Annotated in this window: 10 protein-coding genes; 7 read left to right on the forward strand and 3 right to left on the reverse strand. The window is 52.4% G+C overall.

The window, feature by feature from the left end; translation table 11 throughout:
• Positions 1-33: 33 nt before the first annotated feature.
• Positions 34-2,268: a type IX secretion system anionic LPS delivery protein PorZ gene (gene porZ, locus BN8_RS26610; protein WP_009285055.1), complete on the reverse strand. Its 2,235-nt coding sequence runs from the start codon at positions 2,266-2,268 to the stop codon at positions 34-36.
• Between the two features lie 6 nt (positions 2,269-2,274).
• Positions 2,275-2,901 (reverse strand): thymidine kinase, encoded by a 627-nt coding sequence (locus BN8_RS26615; protein ID WP_009285056.1) that lies wholly within the window; start codon positions 2,899-2,901, stop codon positions 2,275-2,277.
• A gap of 859 nt (positions 2,902-3,760) precedes the next feature.
• On the opposite strand from BN8_RS26615, the gene BN8_RS26625 reads away from it, so the two are divergent.
• The 6 genes from BN8_RS26625 (at position 3,761) to BN8_RS32630 (ending at position 11,625) form a co-directional block, all read left to right on the forward strand.
• Entirely contained in the window at positions 3,761-5,041 is a 1,281-nt protein-coding gene (locus tag BN8_RS26625; protein WP_009285057.1) for a DUF8457 domain-containing protein, read from the forward strand.
• 141 nt (positions 5,042-5,182) lie between these two features.
• The gene (locus BN8_RS26630; protein WP_009285058.1) at positions 5,183-7,261 is read left to right on the forward strand and encodes a ComEA family DNA-binding protein; all 2,079 of its coding nucleotides are present in this window, start codon (positions 5,183-5,185) and stop codon (positions 7,259-7,261) included.
• A gap of 247 nt (positions 7,262-7,508) precedes the next feature.
• The gene (locus BN8_RS26635; RefSeq protein ID WP_009285059.1) at positions 7,509-8,732 is read left to right on the forward strand and encodes a S8 family serine peptidase; all 1,224 of its coding nucleotides are present in this window, start codon (positions 7,509-7,511) and stop codon (positions 8,730-8,732) included.
• A 220-nt stretch (positions 8,733-8,952) separates the two neighbouring features.
• Positions 8,953-9,405: an ABA4-like family protein gene (locus tag BN8_RS26640; protein WP_040006546.1), complete on the forward strand. Its 453-nt coding sequence runs from the start codon at positions 8,953-8,955 to the stop codon at positions 9,403-9,405.
• A 105-nt stretch (positions 9,406-9,510) separates the two neighbouring features.
• Entirely contained in the window at positions 9,511-11,007 is a 1,497-nt protein-coding gene (locus tag BN8_RS26645) for a S41 family peptidase (protein ID WP_009285061.1), read from the forward strand.
• Positions 11,008-11,082: 75 nt separating this feature from the next.
• The gene (locus tag BN8_RS32630; protein ID WP_009285062.1) at positions 11,083-11,625 is read left to right on the forward strand and encodes a 3'-5' exonuclease; all 543 of its coding nucleotides are present in this window, start codon (positions 11,083-11,085) and stop codon (positions 11,623-11,625) included.
• Here BN8_RS32630 and BN8_RS26655 read toward each other — a convergent pair.
• Positions 11,613-14,858, reverse strand: a complete 3,246-nt coding sequence (locus BN8_RS26655) for a sensor histidine kinase (protein ID WP_009285063.1) — start codon at positions 14,856-14,858, stop codon at positions 11,613-11,615. The genes BN8_RS32630 and BN8_RS26655 overlap by 13 nt on opposite strands.
• 206 nt (positions 14,859-15,064) lie before the next feature.
• Here BN8_RS26655 and BN8_RS26660 point away from each other — a divergent pair, with 206 nt between their 5' ends.
• On the forward strand, positions 15,065-17,185 hold the full coding sequence (locus BN8_RS26660; protein ID WP_085950554.1) for a prolyl oligopeptidase family serine peptidase: 2,121 nt from the start codon (positions 15,065-15,067) through the stop codon (positions 17,183-17,185).
• The last annotated feature ends 52 nt before the right edge of the window (positions 17,186-17,237 follow it).

Raw genomic sequence — 17,237 nt, forward strand, 5'->3', positions numbered from 1 at the left:
CCAACGGGTTGGATTTACAATCGATACGTTTAGTCAGCGCACCACCGCCAATTTTCCGGCAACGCCCTCTACCCCATCGCTGCTCACCACCACAACTAGATAAACACCGGTCTGTGCCGAACGGCCTCGGTAATCGCGGAGGTTCCACGAGGCCGTACCGCCTTCGGACCGGGTTTCGTAGACCAGTTGCCCACCGGCGTCGAAAATTTTGACAGTTGCGTTATCGGTCAAGCCGTTGATCCCCACAGTTCCGCCGTAATCCGGACGTACCGGGTTAGGGAAAATAGTAAGGTTACTCAACATCTCCGCCGGCTCCGTCGCGGTTCCCCGGTACGACAACAATCCCCGATCTGTAGCCACGAACAGCTCGCCGGATACCGGCTCAACGGCCAGTGCCCGGATCGCGTTAGCTGGTAGCGGACTGGTAGCTGCGGTAAACGTCTCGAGCAGTTGCGACCCGTCGGGAGCGACCCGGTACAACCCATTCTGGGTGCCTATCCACTTGCGGTTGCCGCCATCAATCACGAGGGCCGTTATGGGTTCGTTGGCCAGCAGGCGACGCCGGTTCAGTATGGGTGGATTTGCATCCACGCGCCCATCCAGTACGGCCGATGGATTATCGAATACCGTAACGCCGAGATCGGTGCCTACCCAGATAGCGCCATCACGGTCTTTAGCCATGGCCCGAACCCCACTGCTGGGCAGATTACCAGTGCCGGGACCGCTGTCGAGAAAGCGCGTGCGGTTGGTTACCGGATCAAAAACCAGAATACCACTAAATGAACTCAGCCGCATCCAGACGTAGCCGTTATCAGCGACTACCAACTGCTCAATCAACTGACCACCAATATTAAACGACTGGAACTGACCATCAGCCCGGCGCACGTGCAATACGTTCCGTAAGGTCGACGTCGCCGTTGTAGCCATCCATAAATCACCGTTTACGTCGGCGCTCAGGCTGGTAATCGTGTTGCCAATACTCGCCGGAAGCGTAACGGGCGCGAGCTGCCCGTCGGTCTGGCTCCACAAGCCCCGGCCATTACTGCCGAGGTATAGCCGCTGCTCAGCCGGCAGGTAGGCTGCGGAGGTGAAGCGGCTCGGAAAACCGGGAATGGCAAGCGCCTGCCAGCGGCCATCTGGTACGCTGAACACTTCGGCCGACAACGGATTCGTTGTTGATGGAAGCGCCACCATCGTTTGCGGGTAAGCATACAAGCTTGCAAACTGATCCTGTGAAGGTCCTTCCGGAGCAATCCGGGTGAAGGTGCCGTTACGTACGTCGAGCAGGCCATTCTGTTGATCGGCAACCCAAACGCGGTCGGTACCGTCGGCTACAGCCTCACGTGGCAAAGGCGAAAGCAACGGACTGGTAATGATCGTCCCATTAGCTAGTCTGACGCCATTGTCGGTGACCAGTACTAAGCCATCCGGGCTCGGAAATTGAAGAATGGTTGTATCGGCCAGCGCCTGGGTGAGCGACCAGCGACCAGCCTGTCGTTCAAAAATTCCCTGCTGGCTGGCGGTAGCGAACAACCTCCCCTGGTTTGAAACAATTGATAGCGTCACGGGCCCCGGCCGGGCAACGGAACGCCAATTGCCCGGATCGGCCAGATTAACCGTAGGTGCCAGCCGGACCGCCCGCAGTTCAAAATTGGTGGTAGTGCCACCCGGCGGTCCAACCAGTGCGAACAAACTATCGGTTGTAGCGGCTGTCTGGTAAATAGGTTCCGGCTGTCCGCTGGCCGTTCGGCTGAAATATGTATCGCGGATTTCGTCCCGGATCAGATCAAGCACGACTATGCCGAAATCTGTACTGAGGTAGGCCGTATTGCCAATGCGGTTGATGTGATTGATTGCCCGGGAAGCGGGTAATTGCTGCGCTACGGCAATGGTGTTGACATTTTTTACATCGCCGGGCTCACCCGTGTCCGACAGGCTAAGGAAATCGAGGTTTCCATTTTTGTAAGCAATCAGTAAGCGTTGCTGATCGTTAAGATACACGACCCGACTAATACCGACGTCGCTCAGGCCGCTTTGTTTCGTCAGTACGGTTGTCTCGCCAGACGCTTTGTCGTAGTAAAAGAAACCATTTAGACTGGCTGCGAAGACGCTCTCTCCCACAACGGCCACCGACTGAGCCGATCGGTAGCTGACATACGTACGCCAGGTACCGATCTGGGCCATCGACGACGTATGAATAATAAACGACAGTAGTGCGGCTAACCACCATGCCCGTTTGATCACCACGAAAGCGCCGTACTCGTTCATCGGCCATCATTCATTATTTACGTCTTCGTAGGCCCACTCCTTGCGACCGGCTTCGTCGCCAAGGTTAAAGCAGCGTCGGCAACGCGCTTCGTAGCTGTCGGTTTCGCCCAGGAGCACCCGCTCCTGTGAGGGCACCAGCCGGTAAGAATACTGCGCAATGTCGCCACAAACGACACAGATAGCGTGAACCTTGGTCACGTACTCGGCGATGGACAGTAGCTGTGGCATACACCCAAACGGCTGCCCGGCGAAATCCATGTCCAGCCCCGCCACAATCACCCGTTGCCCCTGGTTAGCGAGGGTATTGCAAACGGCAACGATGTCTTTATCGAAAAATTGAGCTTCATCAATACCCACTACGTCGCAATCGCCCGCCAGTTGAAGAATTTGACCAGCCGTATGTACCGGTATGGACTGGATCGACAGCGCACTATGCGACACGATATCGGCTTCGTGGTAGCGGGTATCGAGGGCAGGCTTAAAAATCCGGACATTCAGTTTGGCAATCCGGGCCCGATTAAGCCGACGAATCAGTTCCTCAGTTTTACCGGAGAACATGGAGCCACAAATGGCTTCAATCCAGCCAGTACGGAGATGAGGAGGCTCGCGTCGCCGAGTAGGTTCAATAAACATACGGTGTCGTTTGTTGGAAAGACGTCTGTTCGGCCAGAACCGGTTCAAACGGCCTTCTTCCTGAATTGTGGGTGCGTAAGCCCCTTTTTCGGACGAGTTGATCCTTAAAACGGCGTACTACCCATCGTCTCTATTTTACAAAAGTAAAAACCCTGCCGAAGAATCGACGTGGCTACAATAGGTAATACTGTAAATTTTGGGCGGAGGTATTTGGTGTAGGTTGACTCACAGAGATTACTGTACGCCTAATGTACAAGGTCTTCACAAGCGCTTTTATGAATTGAGATTTGGGCAGCTCTTGGGCTAAAATCAATTAAAAAGCCTGACATCATCGATATCAGGCTTTCTCATATTACATCCACACTAACAAGAACCTTTGAAAGGCGCATGTCGTGTACGCGCAATATCGATGGATAAAATTACATTATGGTTTCATAGTTACTAATTGGTCATGAATTTGCTTTAAATGTTAATTGTGACACTAATTCAGGCTTTATTTACTCGGGCTTTCCTACTATTTACCGTATCTATAGCACTTATATACAACACTTTTGTCGTCACTTCACAACATTGCTCTTACCAGGAAATTGATCTGACTTATCTTATACAGATGCAGACTGTATATTTGAGGATGAAGCAGCCGGTTGCCGATGACTATTTAGGCAAGGCGATCGTATTACCGCACAAAATTTGGGTAACTGATTCTTATTGAAGTCAACAGTGGGACAATATTTGTGATTACTACCGAATAACCGTAGTTTTCAGCAATAAACCAGTGGCTGGAAATTTGCGGTGGCCAATAAACAATCCATAGTCAAAATCAACTAAGACAGTAGATAGTTAATAAAGACTTTTCCCAATGTCGAACAAGTTCAACGCTAACGCCCTTACTGAGTATTGCAAGTCGTATGCCCGCCGGGTGGCCGCCGATTTTTACCAGCAGCATTCCACAATCAGCGGTCAGCAGATTCTGAAACTAACGCCCATTAGCCAGATCAATTTGTTCGTCATCAGTACATTATCTGACAAATGGAAGTCGGATGCTGAAAAGTTTCGCAGTCCTTACTTCGACTATACGAATGCGGATGTGCAAGAGGCTTTACAGAATTTCATGAACGTTGTCTCGCAACATATTTCGGTGCGCCGGGAGCATCTTGAGCCGCTGCTGACCGAAGCCACGCGTCGGACGATCATCATGATTTTTGACCCTCGTTATTACTTTGATGAATTGCTTCGTAGCCAGCCCGATTTCACGCTCACGGCTGATGCACTCAAGCAGATCACCCGCTACACGCACATCAACAAGTTTATTCCGGCTCACATTGCCCAGCGGATGAACGGAAAGCCGTTCGTGTACGTCAATCAGGCCCTGAACTACCTCGACGAAGCCCTCACCCAGCGCGGTCATGAACTCGAGCGTTATGATAAGTTCGTGGCACTGTTTTCGGAGAAAGTACCGATGGACGTAGCCGCACTACTCCGCAGCCATGTTCCCGATGATATTCCGGCGGCACCCAACCGTTCGTTTTTTGATTCGGCTATCGAACCGGCGGTTCCACCGGCCCCGCTGGTTCCGACAGAGCCTATAACAGAGGCCATACCGGCCATGCCGGAGCCAGAGGTCAAACAGGAAACGGCCGAATTTGTACCGGTAGCCGGCGAGCCAGAAGAGGCAACCATTGGCGGAGGCCCCAAGTTTCTGAATGGTGGAGCGGGTCCGGAGCCCGTAGCTCCCATCAGCCAGCCAAGTCCCATGCCGGCCGGAGCCATCAGCCTGCCAACATCAACCGAAAGCACGCCGGTTGTTGCGGCTACGGAGTCGGCTCCAACGCTTAACGACCGCCTGCGCGAGGCCGCAGCTTCGGCCGCCCAGGCAACCGTTGGCGAATCGTTCAACCGGGCACCGATCGAAAGCATTGCGCGTAGTATCTCCCTGAATCAGAAGTTCCGGTTCATCAACCACCTGTTCAACAACAGCCCCAGTGCCTACAATCAGGCTATTGAGGAACTGGATAAAATGAACAATTACGGACAGGCCCTCGATCTGATTTCGTACCGCTATGCTTCACAATACCTTTGGGACATGAGCAGCGACGAGGTTAGTGAACTGGTTGAAATTCTGAAACGCCGGTTTGCCTAAGTACCTACGGCAGTCATTAAAATATGATAAAGTCAGGGGTTTCCTCATCCCAATACTTTTCTTTGCCTCCGAAAAGAAATGCCGGATGATGCGCCCCGGACTGTTGGCGTTACCGTAACTTGACAGAATATCTTGCGAACTATGTACCTCCTGCTGGCGGCTGGTTGCCTGCTGGCTATGCCTGTCTACGCCCAAACGCCAACTCCCCGACGCGACGCCGATTTGAATCGATTTCTTCAGGACCTGTTTCCTGTACAAACGGAGGGCATCGACTATCAATCGGTTTTTGATGCCTTAACGCAATTACACGCCAACCCGCTCGATCTGAACACCGCCACTCGGGATGAGCTGGCGGCCATGTATCTTCTTTCGGAACGGCAACTCACTAATCTGCTTACGTATCGAACGGACAATGGCAATCTGCTGTCAGTGTATGAACTTCAATCCGTTCCCGACTTTGACCTGCTGACCATTCGGCGGCTTCTACTCTTTGTGACCGTTGCGAGCGACACCCGACTGTTAGGCAGTTTACCGACGCCAACCGATAACTACCTGATCGTACGTTACGAACAGATTCTCGAACAGCAAAAAGGATTTTCTGACGCGACACCCGATAAAAACGGAAAAATGCCCACCCGCTACATGGGCGATTCAGGGCAATGGTACGTCCGGTACCGTTATAGTCGCCCGCGGGCATTCAGCCTCGGCCTCACCCTGGAAAAAGATCCCGGCGAAGTACTTCGGTGGCAGCCGTCAGCGTCTCGGTACGGTGCCGATTACGTATCATTTCACGCACAGGTGCAAAATCGCGGCCGGTGGCGCAACCTGCTGACAGGCGATTATCAGGTCCAGGCCGGGCAGGGTCTGGTACTGTCTGCCGGTTTTGTGCTCGGTAAAAGCACAGAAACGATACAGACCGTCCGGCGACCTACGATAGGAGCCCGTCCCTACACATCCCTTACCGAATACGGCTATTTCCGGGGTGCCACCGCAACATATGCCCTGCATCCAACATTCGACCTGACACTGCTGGCGGCCCGTAACCGCCGGGATGCCAACACGACTACCGGAAAAGGGGATGAAGGCGTCATCGCTACGTCGCTGCTGACATCCGGCTTGCACCGAACGCAATCGGAATTAGATGACCGCGCCAGCCTTCTCGAAACCAACCTGGGCGGACATTTACTGTACCACAACCGGCACCAGCTTCAACTGGGGCTAACGGTCCTGCACACTACGTTCGATAAAACGTACCGAAAGCGCAATCTACCGTACAACCAGTACGACTTTACCGGCAAACAAAACCTTGTCGTTGGTTTCCACGGGGGCTACGTCTGGCATAACCTGAATTTCTTTACCGAAGTTGCGCGTAGCGCCGGTTCGCAAACTTACAGTGGGGGCATTGGGGGTGTGGCCGGAGTGCTGGCCAGCCTGACCCGCCGGCTTGACCTTTCGGTAGTCCTGCGCCATTACGACCGACATTTTCACAGCTTTTATAGCAACGGGTTTAGCGAAGGGAGTCGAACTATCAACGAATCTGGAGCATACGTTGGTCTTAAATACAGTGTGTATCGGCGCTTAACCGCCAGTGGTTTCCTCGACGTTTATCGTTTCCCATGGCTGAAATACCTGGTCGATAAGCCATCGCGCGGCTATGACTACATGCTTCAGACAACATACACGCCAAACCGCCGGACAACTTTCTACGTCGTATACCACGAAGAGCACAAGCAGAAAAACCGCCCTGGAAGCAAAACCACGCCTAAAGAAGTCGTTGGCACTTTGCGCCGGAGCCTTGCGCTAAACGCTGAGTATACCCCCTGGCGTAGTGTTACACTACGGTCGCGGGCGCAATTGGGCAACTTTGCTTACAGCGGGCAAGCGGCATCCGCCGGGTTTGCGTTCGTACAGGATATTTCGGTTGAGCAGGGCCGTTTGAGTCTGAGTGGGCGCATTGCCCTGTTCGGTACCGACGACTACGATAGCCGTCAATACGTGTATGAACGCGACGTGCTGTACGCTTTTTCATTTCCGGCTTACTTCAACCGGGGTGTCCGGCATTACCTGTTGGCTCAATACACGCTAAATCGCCATGTAGACATTTGGGTACGCTGGGCCAGAACTGATCTAACCAATCAGGAGACGGTTGGCTCCGACCTTGATCAGATAAATGCGCCCCACAAATCGGAGGTAAAAGTACAGGCGCGTTGGCGCTTTTGATTGGTCAACAGGACCCGCTTATTACTCTGTTTTGTTTGTAGCTTCTATAGAATATTTTTTGTTAATGTTTTGAGAAATAAATAACTGATTTCTAGTTGCTACTTCAACTTTTGAAAAAAATATCAACTAAAAAACGATAGTAAAAAGTTACCATTTTTCATATTTTATTTTGTACAAATCATTTTAATTTCTAATTTTCAGACGAGGCCTCACAAAAATCTAAGCAAACTTTACCTTCTGAACTTTTATGTCACACTTTTCAAAAAGTGCCTTAGTAGGCCTATGCCTGCCACTTTTGCTGGCCTCCTGTCAGGTAAACGAACCTGTGGCCGTCAGTACAAATACACCGGTGCCGAACGACCTCGTGCGGTACAGTTCCGGAGATGCTTCGGGACGAGCATCAGCAGACGAAGACCTGTACATTGTTACCCTGAAAGAAGACGCATCGCTGGCCGACCTGCTGCCAGAACAGTCGGGCGCTTACGAAACCCGGCTTGTTGGTATGCGTGGCCTGATTGCGCGTCTTGCCGGATCAGACCTTGCCCAGCGTGCTAAGCAAATCTATGTTTCGGCGTTGAAAGGTTTTGCGGTTTCATTGACGCCCAAGGAAGTGGCAATCTTGCAGAGACTTCCGTTTGTAGAATCGGTGGAGCCGGATCAGACAATCCAGCTCCGGTTGCCGGGTGGTGGCGTAACAGCTCAGGCCCAGACGACCCCCTGGGGGATTACCCGGATTGGTGGGGCGGTTAACTACACGGGCTCCAATGTAGCCTGGGTTATTGACACGGGTATCGATCTGGATCACCCAGACCTGAACGTTAGCCAGACACGGGGCCGGAGCTTCATCTCGACCGAACCAACCCCCGACGACCTGAACGGCCACGGTACACACGTTGCCGGTACCATTGCAGCCCGCAACAACACAGTGGGTGTAGTAGGCGTAGCAGCCGGTGCGACGGTGATCCCGATCAAGGTTTTATCGGGTAGTGGCAGCGGGTCTAACGCGGGTGTCATTGCAGGTGTCGACTACGTAGCGGCTAATGGCCGGGCAGGCGATGTAGCCAACATGAGTCTGGGTGGCGGCATCTCATCGGCGCTTGACAATGCGGTTCTGAATGCTTCCAACAAAGGGATTTACTTTGCGCTGGCGGCCGGTAATGAGTCGCGGAACGCTAACAACTCATCGCCGGGCCGGGTAAACGGCTCACGGATTTATACCGTATCGGCGTTCGATTCAAACAACCGGTTTGCCAGCTTCTCGAACTACGGCAACCCACCGATCGACATCTCGGCACCGGGCGTAAGCATCCAGTCAACGTATAAGAACGGCTCCTACGCGACTTTAAGCGGCACGTCAATGGCCACTCCTCACGTAGCGGGTATCCTCCTGGCCAACGCCGGCCGGCTGTATTACAGCGGTACGGTAACTGGTGACCCGGATGGAAACCCAGACAGACGAGCCGTCCGGTAAGCTTGTTCTGAATGAAGTGTTGACAGTCCACGTCTTCGGGCGTGGATTTTTTTATACCTGTGCTGCTCTGGTCCGTGCTATCAACCAGAGTCCTAGTTATCCACAAGTGAATGTGGATAACTGTTAACAGTGTGAAAAAACAAGGCCGAATGTACCCTTAGTGATCGTTTCGGGAATGTGTGCAAATTTTTGGTTAGCTTCACCGACAAACCACCATACCATGACTCCTGAAACCGCTTTTCAATACGCCAATCTGCTCGTACTGCCCCAATGGCTGCTGATGATCGTTGCCCCTCGATGGCGCATGACCCAGCTCCTGGCCCGAATGCTGCCAATTCCGATGATCCTGGCAGGCATGTATCTCTATTGGCTCTTCACCATTCCATCATCCGGCAATGGCCCCGGACTTGACTTCCGAGCGTTTTCGACATTGGCTGGCGTACAGTCACTTTTCACCGGTCAAAAAGAGGCTGTGTTAGCTGGCTGGATTCATTATCTGGCTTTCGATCTGGTAGCCGGAAGTTACGTGTTGCGCGACGGCCAAACCCGGGGCATTCATCACGGTTGGCTGGTCCCCTGCCTGATCCTGTGCTTTATGCTTGGTCCGAGTGGCTTGCTTCTGTACGGGTTGCTTCGATTAGCATTGCCGAATCAGGAAGACACAAAATTTTAGGGAGACTGTAAACAATTTTTATTGAAAATTGTTTCGCCATTTTTTATCTTCACGGTTCAACATGACCATGTCGACAGACCTGGTGTTATACCGTGACTTTAAGCAATGAAATTTGGCCATCTGGTGTTTCTGGCAGGACTGTGGATTGGGTTGGTCCATGCTTCAACTGCGCAAACGATTACCCCTAAAGAAGCGCGTGAGGATTTTAATTTCCTGAAACGCAAGCTCGACCTCCTCCATCCCGGCATTGGGTATTACACCCCCAAGCCCCGCATGGAACAGTTGTATGATTCGCTGTACAACAGCCTGACGGCTCCCATGGATTACCTGACATTCTTTCATCACGTCAGCCCATTGGTTGCCGCAATCAAGGATGGGCATACAAACCTGAACCATCGAAAAAATTACATTGGACGATCCACCCGGTTCATTCCATTTTATATCCGTCAGGTCGGTACCAGCGATAACTATTTTATTACGCACAATGTATCCTCCGATACATCGCTAATACGTGGCACGGAACTGCTGACGATCAACGGTCGTACGGTAGCCAGCCTGCATCACGAACTAATGGAACACGACCGATCCGGCTCCGACGGTGATAACCTGACCGGTCGTCGGCAGTGGAGCCTGGTACAGTTCGCTGATTATTACGCAGCTTGGTTTGGTTCTGCCGATTCGGTTTCTATTTCCTACCGGCAACCCAATGACACCACTACCCGCTACACTCGGGTACGCTGCCCGACACTTGACGGCTTCCGGGCGCGTTTCCGTCGGCGTTACTCCCACGAGATCGACACCCGACCTAACCTGTCGATTCGGATTGTTGATACGTTGACGCACACAGCCGTACTGCGCATCTCGTCGTTCATGGGGCTTAAGAAAACCGATCCGTTCCAGTGGTCGTTTAACCGACGGCTGAAGCAGGCCTTTGAGCAGATTCGTGACCAGAACGTTCAGAACCTGATCGTTGATATGCAGGGCAATGGCGGAGGACTGGTTCTGAACTCGGCCCAATTGCTTCGCTACTGGATGCCTAACTCGTTTACGATCATGCAGCGGGAGCAAATGAAGAAAGCCGCCCGGGCCGAACTGGTGACTCGCTGGAATCCGTTCTCGGCGTTGAATTTTAGTCTGCGATACAAGCCTGATGGAGCCGGTGGTTTTGCCAGTCGGTCGTCGCGGCATCGCTACAAGCCCCATAAGCAGCAATTTAAGGGCAATCTGTACTTCCTGGTCAACGGGGCTTCCTTCTCGGCAACGACATCGGTTCTGGCCAAGACGCTCGATGCAAACATGGGCACCTACATCGGCGAAGCCAGTGGCAGTGCCTATTGGGGCGACTTTGCCGGTCATTTCAAGATGGTTACGCTTCCCAATTCTCGGATTCAGGTCCGGATTCCGTTGAAAAAACTGGTGCATGATGTGGATGCCGACCGGGCCAACGGCTTTACGGTGGAGCCGGATTTCATGGTTAAGCGAACCTACGATGATCTGATGCTGAACCGTGACTACATTCTTGATTACACCCTACGGCTGATACGGCAGGGAGTTGTGGCCCGTCGTCCGATGGAGCTTCGGCCCCTCCAGGCCTCTCGATAATACGCTGTTGATAAAGGCGGGACAGTGAGTCTGCTCCGCCCAACGGCGAACGTATATTTTTCGTATCTTTAAGGCGTGTATTGTATCGTTGACGTTGAAACTACCGGGGGCGTAAAAGGCCCTACCCGCCTAACTGAAATAGCCATCTTCCGTCACGATGGTCATCAGATCGTCGACTCCTTTCATTCCCTCCTGAACCCGGGTCAGCCAATTCCCCCCTTCATCAGTCGTCTGACAGGTATCACCGATGAGATGGTTCAGTACGAACCAACCTTTGAAGATATTGCCAATGACGTGATGACCATCACTCAGGACGCAATCTTCGTGGCGCACAATGTTGGCTTCGACTTCAATTTTATCCGAAAAGAACTGAACTGGCTCGGCTGCGACTACTTCCGGCGAACACTCTGCACGGTACGCCTTAGCCGAAAGCTCTTTCCAGGTCTGCCCTCTTATAGCCTGGGCAACCTCTGTCAATCGCTTAACATCCCGCTTACCGACCGCCACCGGGCGCAGGGCGATGCAGCCGCAACTGTCCGGCTTTTCGAAAAAATGCTCCTGAATGATCCTTCCGGACATATTCCCCGCGTTGGACTACTGTCGGCTCATTGTGGCTGAGACAAAGGCTGGGATTTATTAGGCGGCCACCGGTACGTACGATTAATCGGTATTTCGATGGTGATACGGATTCCGCGACCGGGCTGCGTCTGCCAATCGGCCCGCCCGTTTAGAATAGCCACCCGCGATTCAATGTTACCAATGCCAAGCCCGGAACCAGCCTGCCTGGATTTGTCGTAGTCAAATCCTTGTCCATTATCGGCATACACCAGCAGCAACCGATCCGGAAAACCTTGAACAGACAGGTCGATCCGGCTGGCGTTTGCGTGCTTCAGCGAATTATTTACCAGCTCCTGCGTGATCCGGTATAGCATTACTTCCACGTCGGCAGGCAATCGGTTACTCAACGAACTTTCTGAGCCGGTATCATCCTCCGGTACATCCGCGCCCGGTGCATTGGCAAGTTCCAGATAGGCGTTAAGCGTTCCGGTACTGGTGGCATTAATGCGATTGAACAACTCCTCAACGGCAGCTACATAGCCATACTGCTCCAGCGTCTGTGGATTTAATTTTCGGAGGAGATCTCGTACGTCACTGATGGTATCGCTGATCAGCCCAAAGATGTTCTCCTTAAGCGAACGCACTTCGGCGGTTTCATCAACGAATTGAGCCAGTCGGGTCGTGTACAGCTTCAGCGTCGCTAATCGAGTGCCAATTTCATCGTGCAGATCACGAGCTATGCTCTTTTTGACTTGTTCCTGTATGTCGTAGGCGAGCCGGAGCCGATCGGCCTGCTGATGCCGGATGGCGTTTTCGCGACGCCGAATCCAGGCGAAAACCAGCAACCCAGCCGTTAACACCATGAGCAGTATGAACGACAGCGTTTGCCAGAAGGGCGGCCGGATATGAATGATTAATTTACGTACCTGACTATCCCAGTGTCCATCGCGGCCGGCGGCTTTAACCTGAAACACATACCGGTCGGGAGGCAGGTTTGCGTACCGCACGTAATTACGTTCGCCGGCTGAAACCCATTGTCCATCATAGCCGGTAAGCTGATACTGGTACGTGTTATGCCCGTTACTGAAGTAGTCGAGTGCGGCAAACTCAAGCGATACGGTATTCTGATCGTAGCTTAAGTCAATCTCACTGGTTTCGTCAACGTTTTGTTCGGTTTCAAACGGTTCTTCGTTGATCCGAAGGTTGTAAATATGCACCCTGGGATTAAACGAATTCGTGCGGTAGTGATCCGGCTGGAACCGGTTAAACCCATTGACGCCCCCGAAGAAAAACTCGCCGTTAGCCGTTCGGCAAAACGCATTTCCGTTGAATTCGTATCCCTGCAACCCATCGCTGAGCGTAAAGTTCTTGAACGTACTGGTTGATGGATCGAACCGGGATATGCCCCGGTTAGTACTCATCCATACCTTCTGCCGGCTATCGGAAAGCGTACCATACACAAACGCGTTGGCCATTCCGTGCTGAACGCTGTACAAGACGGTTCTAGCAGAAACCGTATCAAACGTAGCCAGGCCACGATCGGTGGCTAACCAGAGCTTCGGCTGACTACCATCCCGCCGGATGTGCAGGACAGTGTACCCATTCAGACCTGCATATATTCGTCGCCATTGACTGGGGCCAGCAGCCGATGAAAGCTGGTAGCAAACAAACCCGTTCAGGTAGGTACCGACCCAAAGTCGTTGCGCCTGGGCATCGAACCACAAACTGAAAATATTTGACCCGGTCAATACGGGTAGGACTGACCAGGTGCGCCGACGTGTATTCAGGGCATACAGACCGTCTTCGGTCGCGGCTACCAACGTACTATCGTTTATGTTGATCAGGTTACGGACGTAGTTGGAGGTAACCAGGCTGGACGAAGCCGAAAATAGAACCGGCTCAAACGTTTCGGTTTCGGGTTTGAACAGCAGTACCCCTCCCAATGAACCAACCCAGATGCGCTGTTGCGTATCGCGATACAGGCATTTGATCAGATTATGCATGGGCAGCTTACTACGTCGTTCGATTTCCTGGATACCATTGATCAGATAGCGTCTTACTACCCGATTTGTAGCCAGGTCCAACACATTGATCCCGTCTTCGGTTGCCACCCACAATCGGCCGGGCCGCTCTTCCAGAAACCCTCGGATTGAATAATGGCTCAGTCGCTGGTCGTCGGGTAGCTCAGTGGCAGTCTGGCTCTTGATCAGACCACCAAACACAAACGCATCCGGCACAATGCGAGCCAGTCCATCCGGATCAGCGTTTGCCCAGATTATACCGAGATTGTCGACGTAAACTTTGCTGATTTCAAAGTCGTTCAGCCTCCTGAAATCGTTGGTGAACGTATTGACCTGCCCAAACGTTCGAGCGCGCTTATCGAAGTACAACACACCATCGCGCTGAGTACCAAGCCACAGCCGCCCACGCTGATCAGCTGCTATACTGTAAATAGGGCTCAGGGGCATATTGCCCATTGTTTCATACGTCTGGTACGTCTTCTGCCGGTAATCAAATCGGATCAACCCGGAACTGGACCCAATCCAGACTATATCATCGGCATCCACGTAGAACGAAAAAACGGCTCTTGCTGGCCCCATCTGGTCGTCAGGCAACCCGCTGAAATAGTGGTGCAGGGTTCGGTCGCGCAGATTATACCGCATCAACCCCTTGGGAGCATGCAGCCAGACATCGCCCGTTGGTGTACGGGCGGTGGAGCTTTGCAGGTCGTATTCTTTAGTTGGGTGGAGCGAGGCATTGAGGATCGTTTTCTGGCCCGTATGATAGTCAAGTCGGACCAGTCCTTCAGCATCGTTGATATAAAGCAGTTCCGTTTTATCAACGTAAAACGGTAACGTCCGACTCAGTACAGGCTTTCGACTTCGTCCTGGTTCGCCTTGCATAGCCGGCCTCGTTGCGTAAAAACAGGCGAATCGATCACGCTGCCGATCGTAGCGATTCAGTCCGGCTTCAGTACCCACCCAAAGGTTACCGTCTGGGTCCTCGATAATACCAAAAATATTGACGCCCTGGATGTGGCCTGGTTCATTCGACGACGGTCGGAAGTTTCGGAAACGATGGCCGTCGTAGCGGTTGAGGCCGTCCTGGGTACCAAACCACAGAAAGCTCCGGCTATCCTTGAGCATGTAATACACCGACCCCTGCGTCAACCCATCGTTAACGCCGATATGATCGACACGAAGCGTCGGGCCAGTCTGTGACCATGCAGGTAGCGCCAGCGCCCCAAACCAGCCAATCAGGCAGCGAATCACAGTATACCGACAACGGGTCATTCGGACGAAAGCCTACCAGGCAAGATACTTGTAAATGAGCTTACTATTTAAAAAAAATCCAACAAAATAGGATGATTGATCTCAATTATTCGCTCCTTTTTGGAAAAGGCATTGCACTGCCACGACAAAAGCCAGAACTTTATCTAATGATACGGTTTTTAACAATAGAGCCTATGCGACTTCATATTCAGACTGGCTTACTACTCATGTCAAGTTCATTTGCTGCCTTTGCTCAGACATCAGGCGCTACTACCTCAGCATCATTGACTTACCCACAGACCCGGCGTGTCGACCAGGTCGATACGTACCACGGCACCCGCATAACCGACCCATATCGGTGGCTCGAAGACGACCGCTCCGCCGAAACTACGCAGTGGGTCAAAGCCCAAAACCAGGTTACGTTCGATTACTTATCAAAAATTCCGTACCGTAGTCAACTACAGCAACGGCTGGAAGAAGTTTATAACTACCCCAAGTACTCGGCTCCGGTCCGTAAAGGCGACTGGTTCTACTTCTACAAAAACGACGGGTTACAGAATCAATCGGTCTTGTATCGTCAGAAGAGCCTGAACGGTACGCCCGAGGTTGTAATTGACCCGAACACGCTTTCCCCCGACGGAACGACCCGTCTGGTCGAGTTCGAGTTGTCGAAAGACGGAAAATATGCCGTAGTAGGCTTTTCCGAAGGCGGCTCTGACTGGCAGAAGTTCCGTGTTATGGATCTGACGACAAAACAGTACCTGCCCGAAACCATTGACTGGGTGAAGATTTCGAACGCAGCCTGGCAGGGTAACGGCTTCTACTACAGCCGCTATCCAAAACCGGAAGGCAGTGCGCTGGCAGCTAAGAATGAAAATCATCAGGTTTTTTTCCATACGCTGAATACGCCCCAATCGGCCGATCGGCTCGTGTACGAAGACCCGAAAAATCCACAGCGGTTTCACCTGGTCCGCACAACCGACGACGAACGGTTTGCTATCCTATCAATCAGTGATCGTGGCCAGGGTAAAGATGGTAATGCTCTTTACGCGCTGGACGCCCGCTCGACAAAGCCTGCGTTTGAACCGGTTGTAACAGAGATCACAGACTATACTTACAGCGTAGTTGACAACGACAACGATCGGCTCATCATTTCGACGAACGAGAAGGCACCTAACGGAAAAGTGCTTGCATACGATACAAAACGAAAAGCTTTCGCCACGCTTATTCCGGAAAAACCCGAACCCATTGCTGAGGGGGGCGTCAACGCGGCCGGTGGCAAGCTGTTTGTGGAATACGCCAAAGACGTAACCTCGCGGGTGTACGTGTATGCCTACAATGGTAAGCTCGAAAACGAGATTGAGATGCCCGCCATCGGCTCTGTCAGTGGCTTTGGGGGCGAGAAGGACGATAGCTACGTATTCTACAACTTCTCTTCGTTTACGTTCCCGCCCACGATCTATCGCTACGATATAGCCACCCGGAAAAGCACCGTTTTTCGAGCCCCGGAGGTAAACTTCAAGCCGGCCGATTATGAAACCAAACAGGTTTTTTACACCAGCAAAGACGGTACAAAGGTTCCCATGTTCGTAACGTACCGTAAAGGCGTGAAGTTGGACGGCACGAACCCAACGCTGCTGTACGGCTACGGCGGCTTCAACATCAGTCTGCCTCCATCGTTTAACGCGCTGCTGGTACCGTTTCTGGAACAGGGTGGCATCTACGCCCAGGCTAACCTGCGTGGTGGTGGCGAATACGGCGAAAAATGGCACGAGCAGGGTATGAAGCTGAAAAAACAAAACGTTTTTGACGACTTCATTACGGCTGCCGAATACCTGATTTCTCAGAAATACACCTCACCTCAGAAATTGGCTATTCGGGGTGGATCTAACGGAGGACTGCTGGTTGGAGCAGTTATGAACCAGCGCCCTGACTTATTCCGCGTTGCCATTCCGCAGGTAGGTGTGATGGATATGCTGCGTTTCCATAAATTTACTATTGGCTGGAACTGGATTGCCGACTACGGCAGCAGCGAAAATCCGGAAGAATTTAAGGCACTTTATGCCTACTCTCCCATTCATAACATCCGGGAGGGTGCCAACTACCCAGCAACGTTGATCACCACCGCCGACCACGATGACCGGGTTGTACCCACCCATTCGTTCAAGTATGCGGCCACGCTGCAACACGCGTACAAAGGGTCGAATCCGGTACTGATCCGCATTGATACAAACTCCGGTCACGGGGCCAGCAACACAAAGAAGAATCTGGAAACGATGGCCGATATTTACTCATTCATCCTCTGGAACATGGGCGTGACGAGTTTGCAGGAACCGGCCAAGGAATAACCGATAGCGTAAACACAAAACCCCCAACGCTGGTGAGCGTTGGGGGTTTTGT

The organism is Fibrisoma limi BUZ 3, assembly GCF_000296815.2.
Lineage (GTDB): Bacteria > Bacteroidota > Bacteroidia > Cytophagales > Spirosomataceae > Fibrisoma > Fibrisoma limi.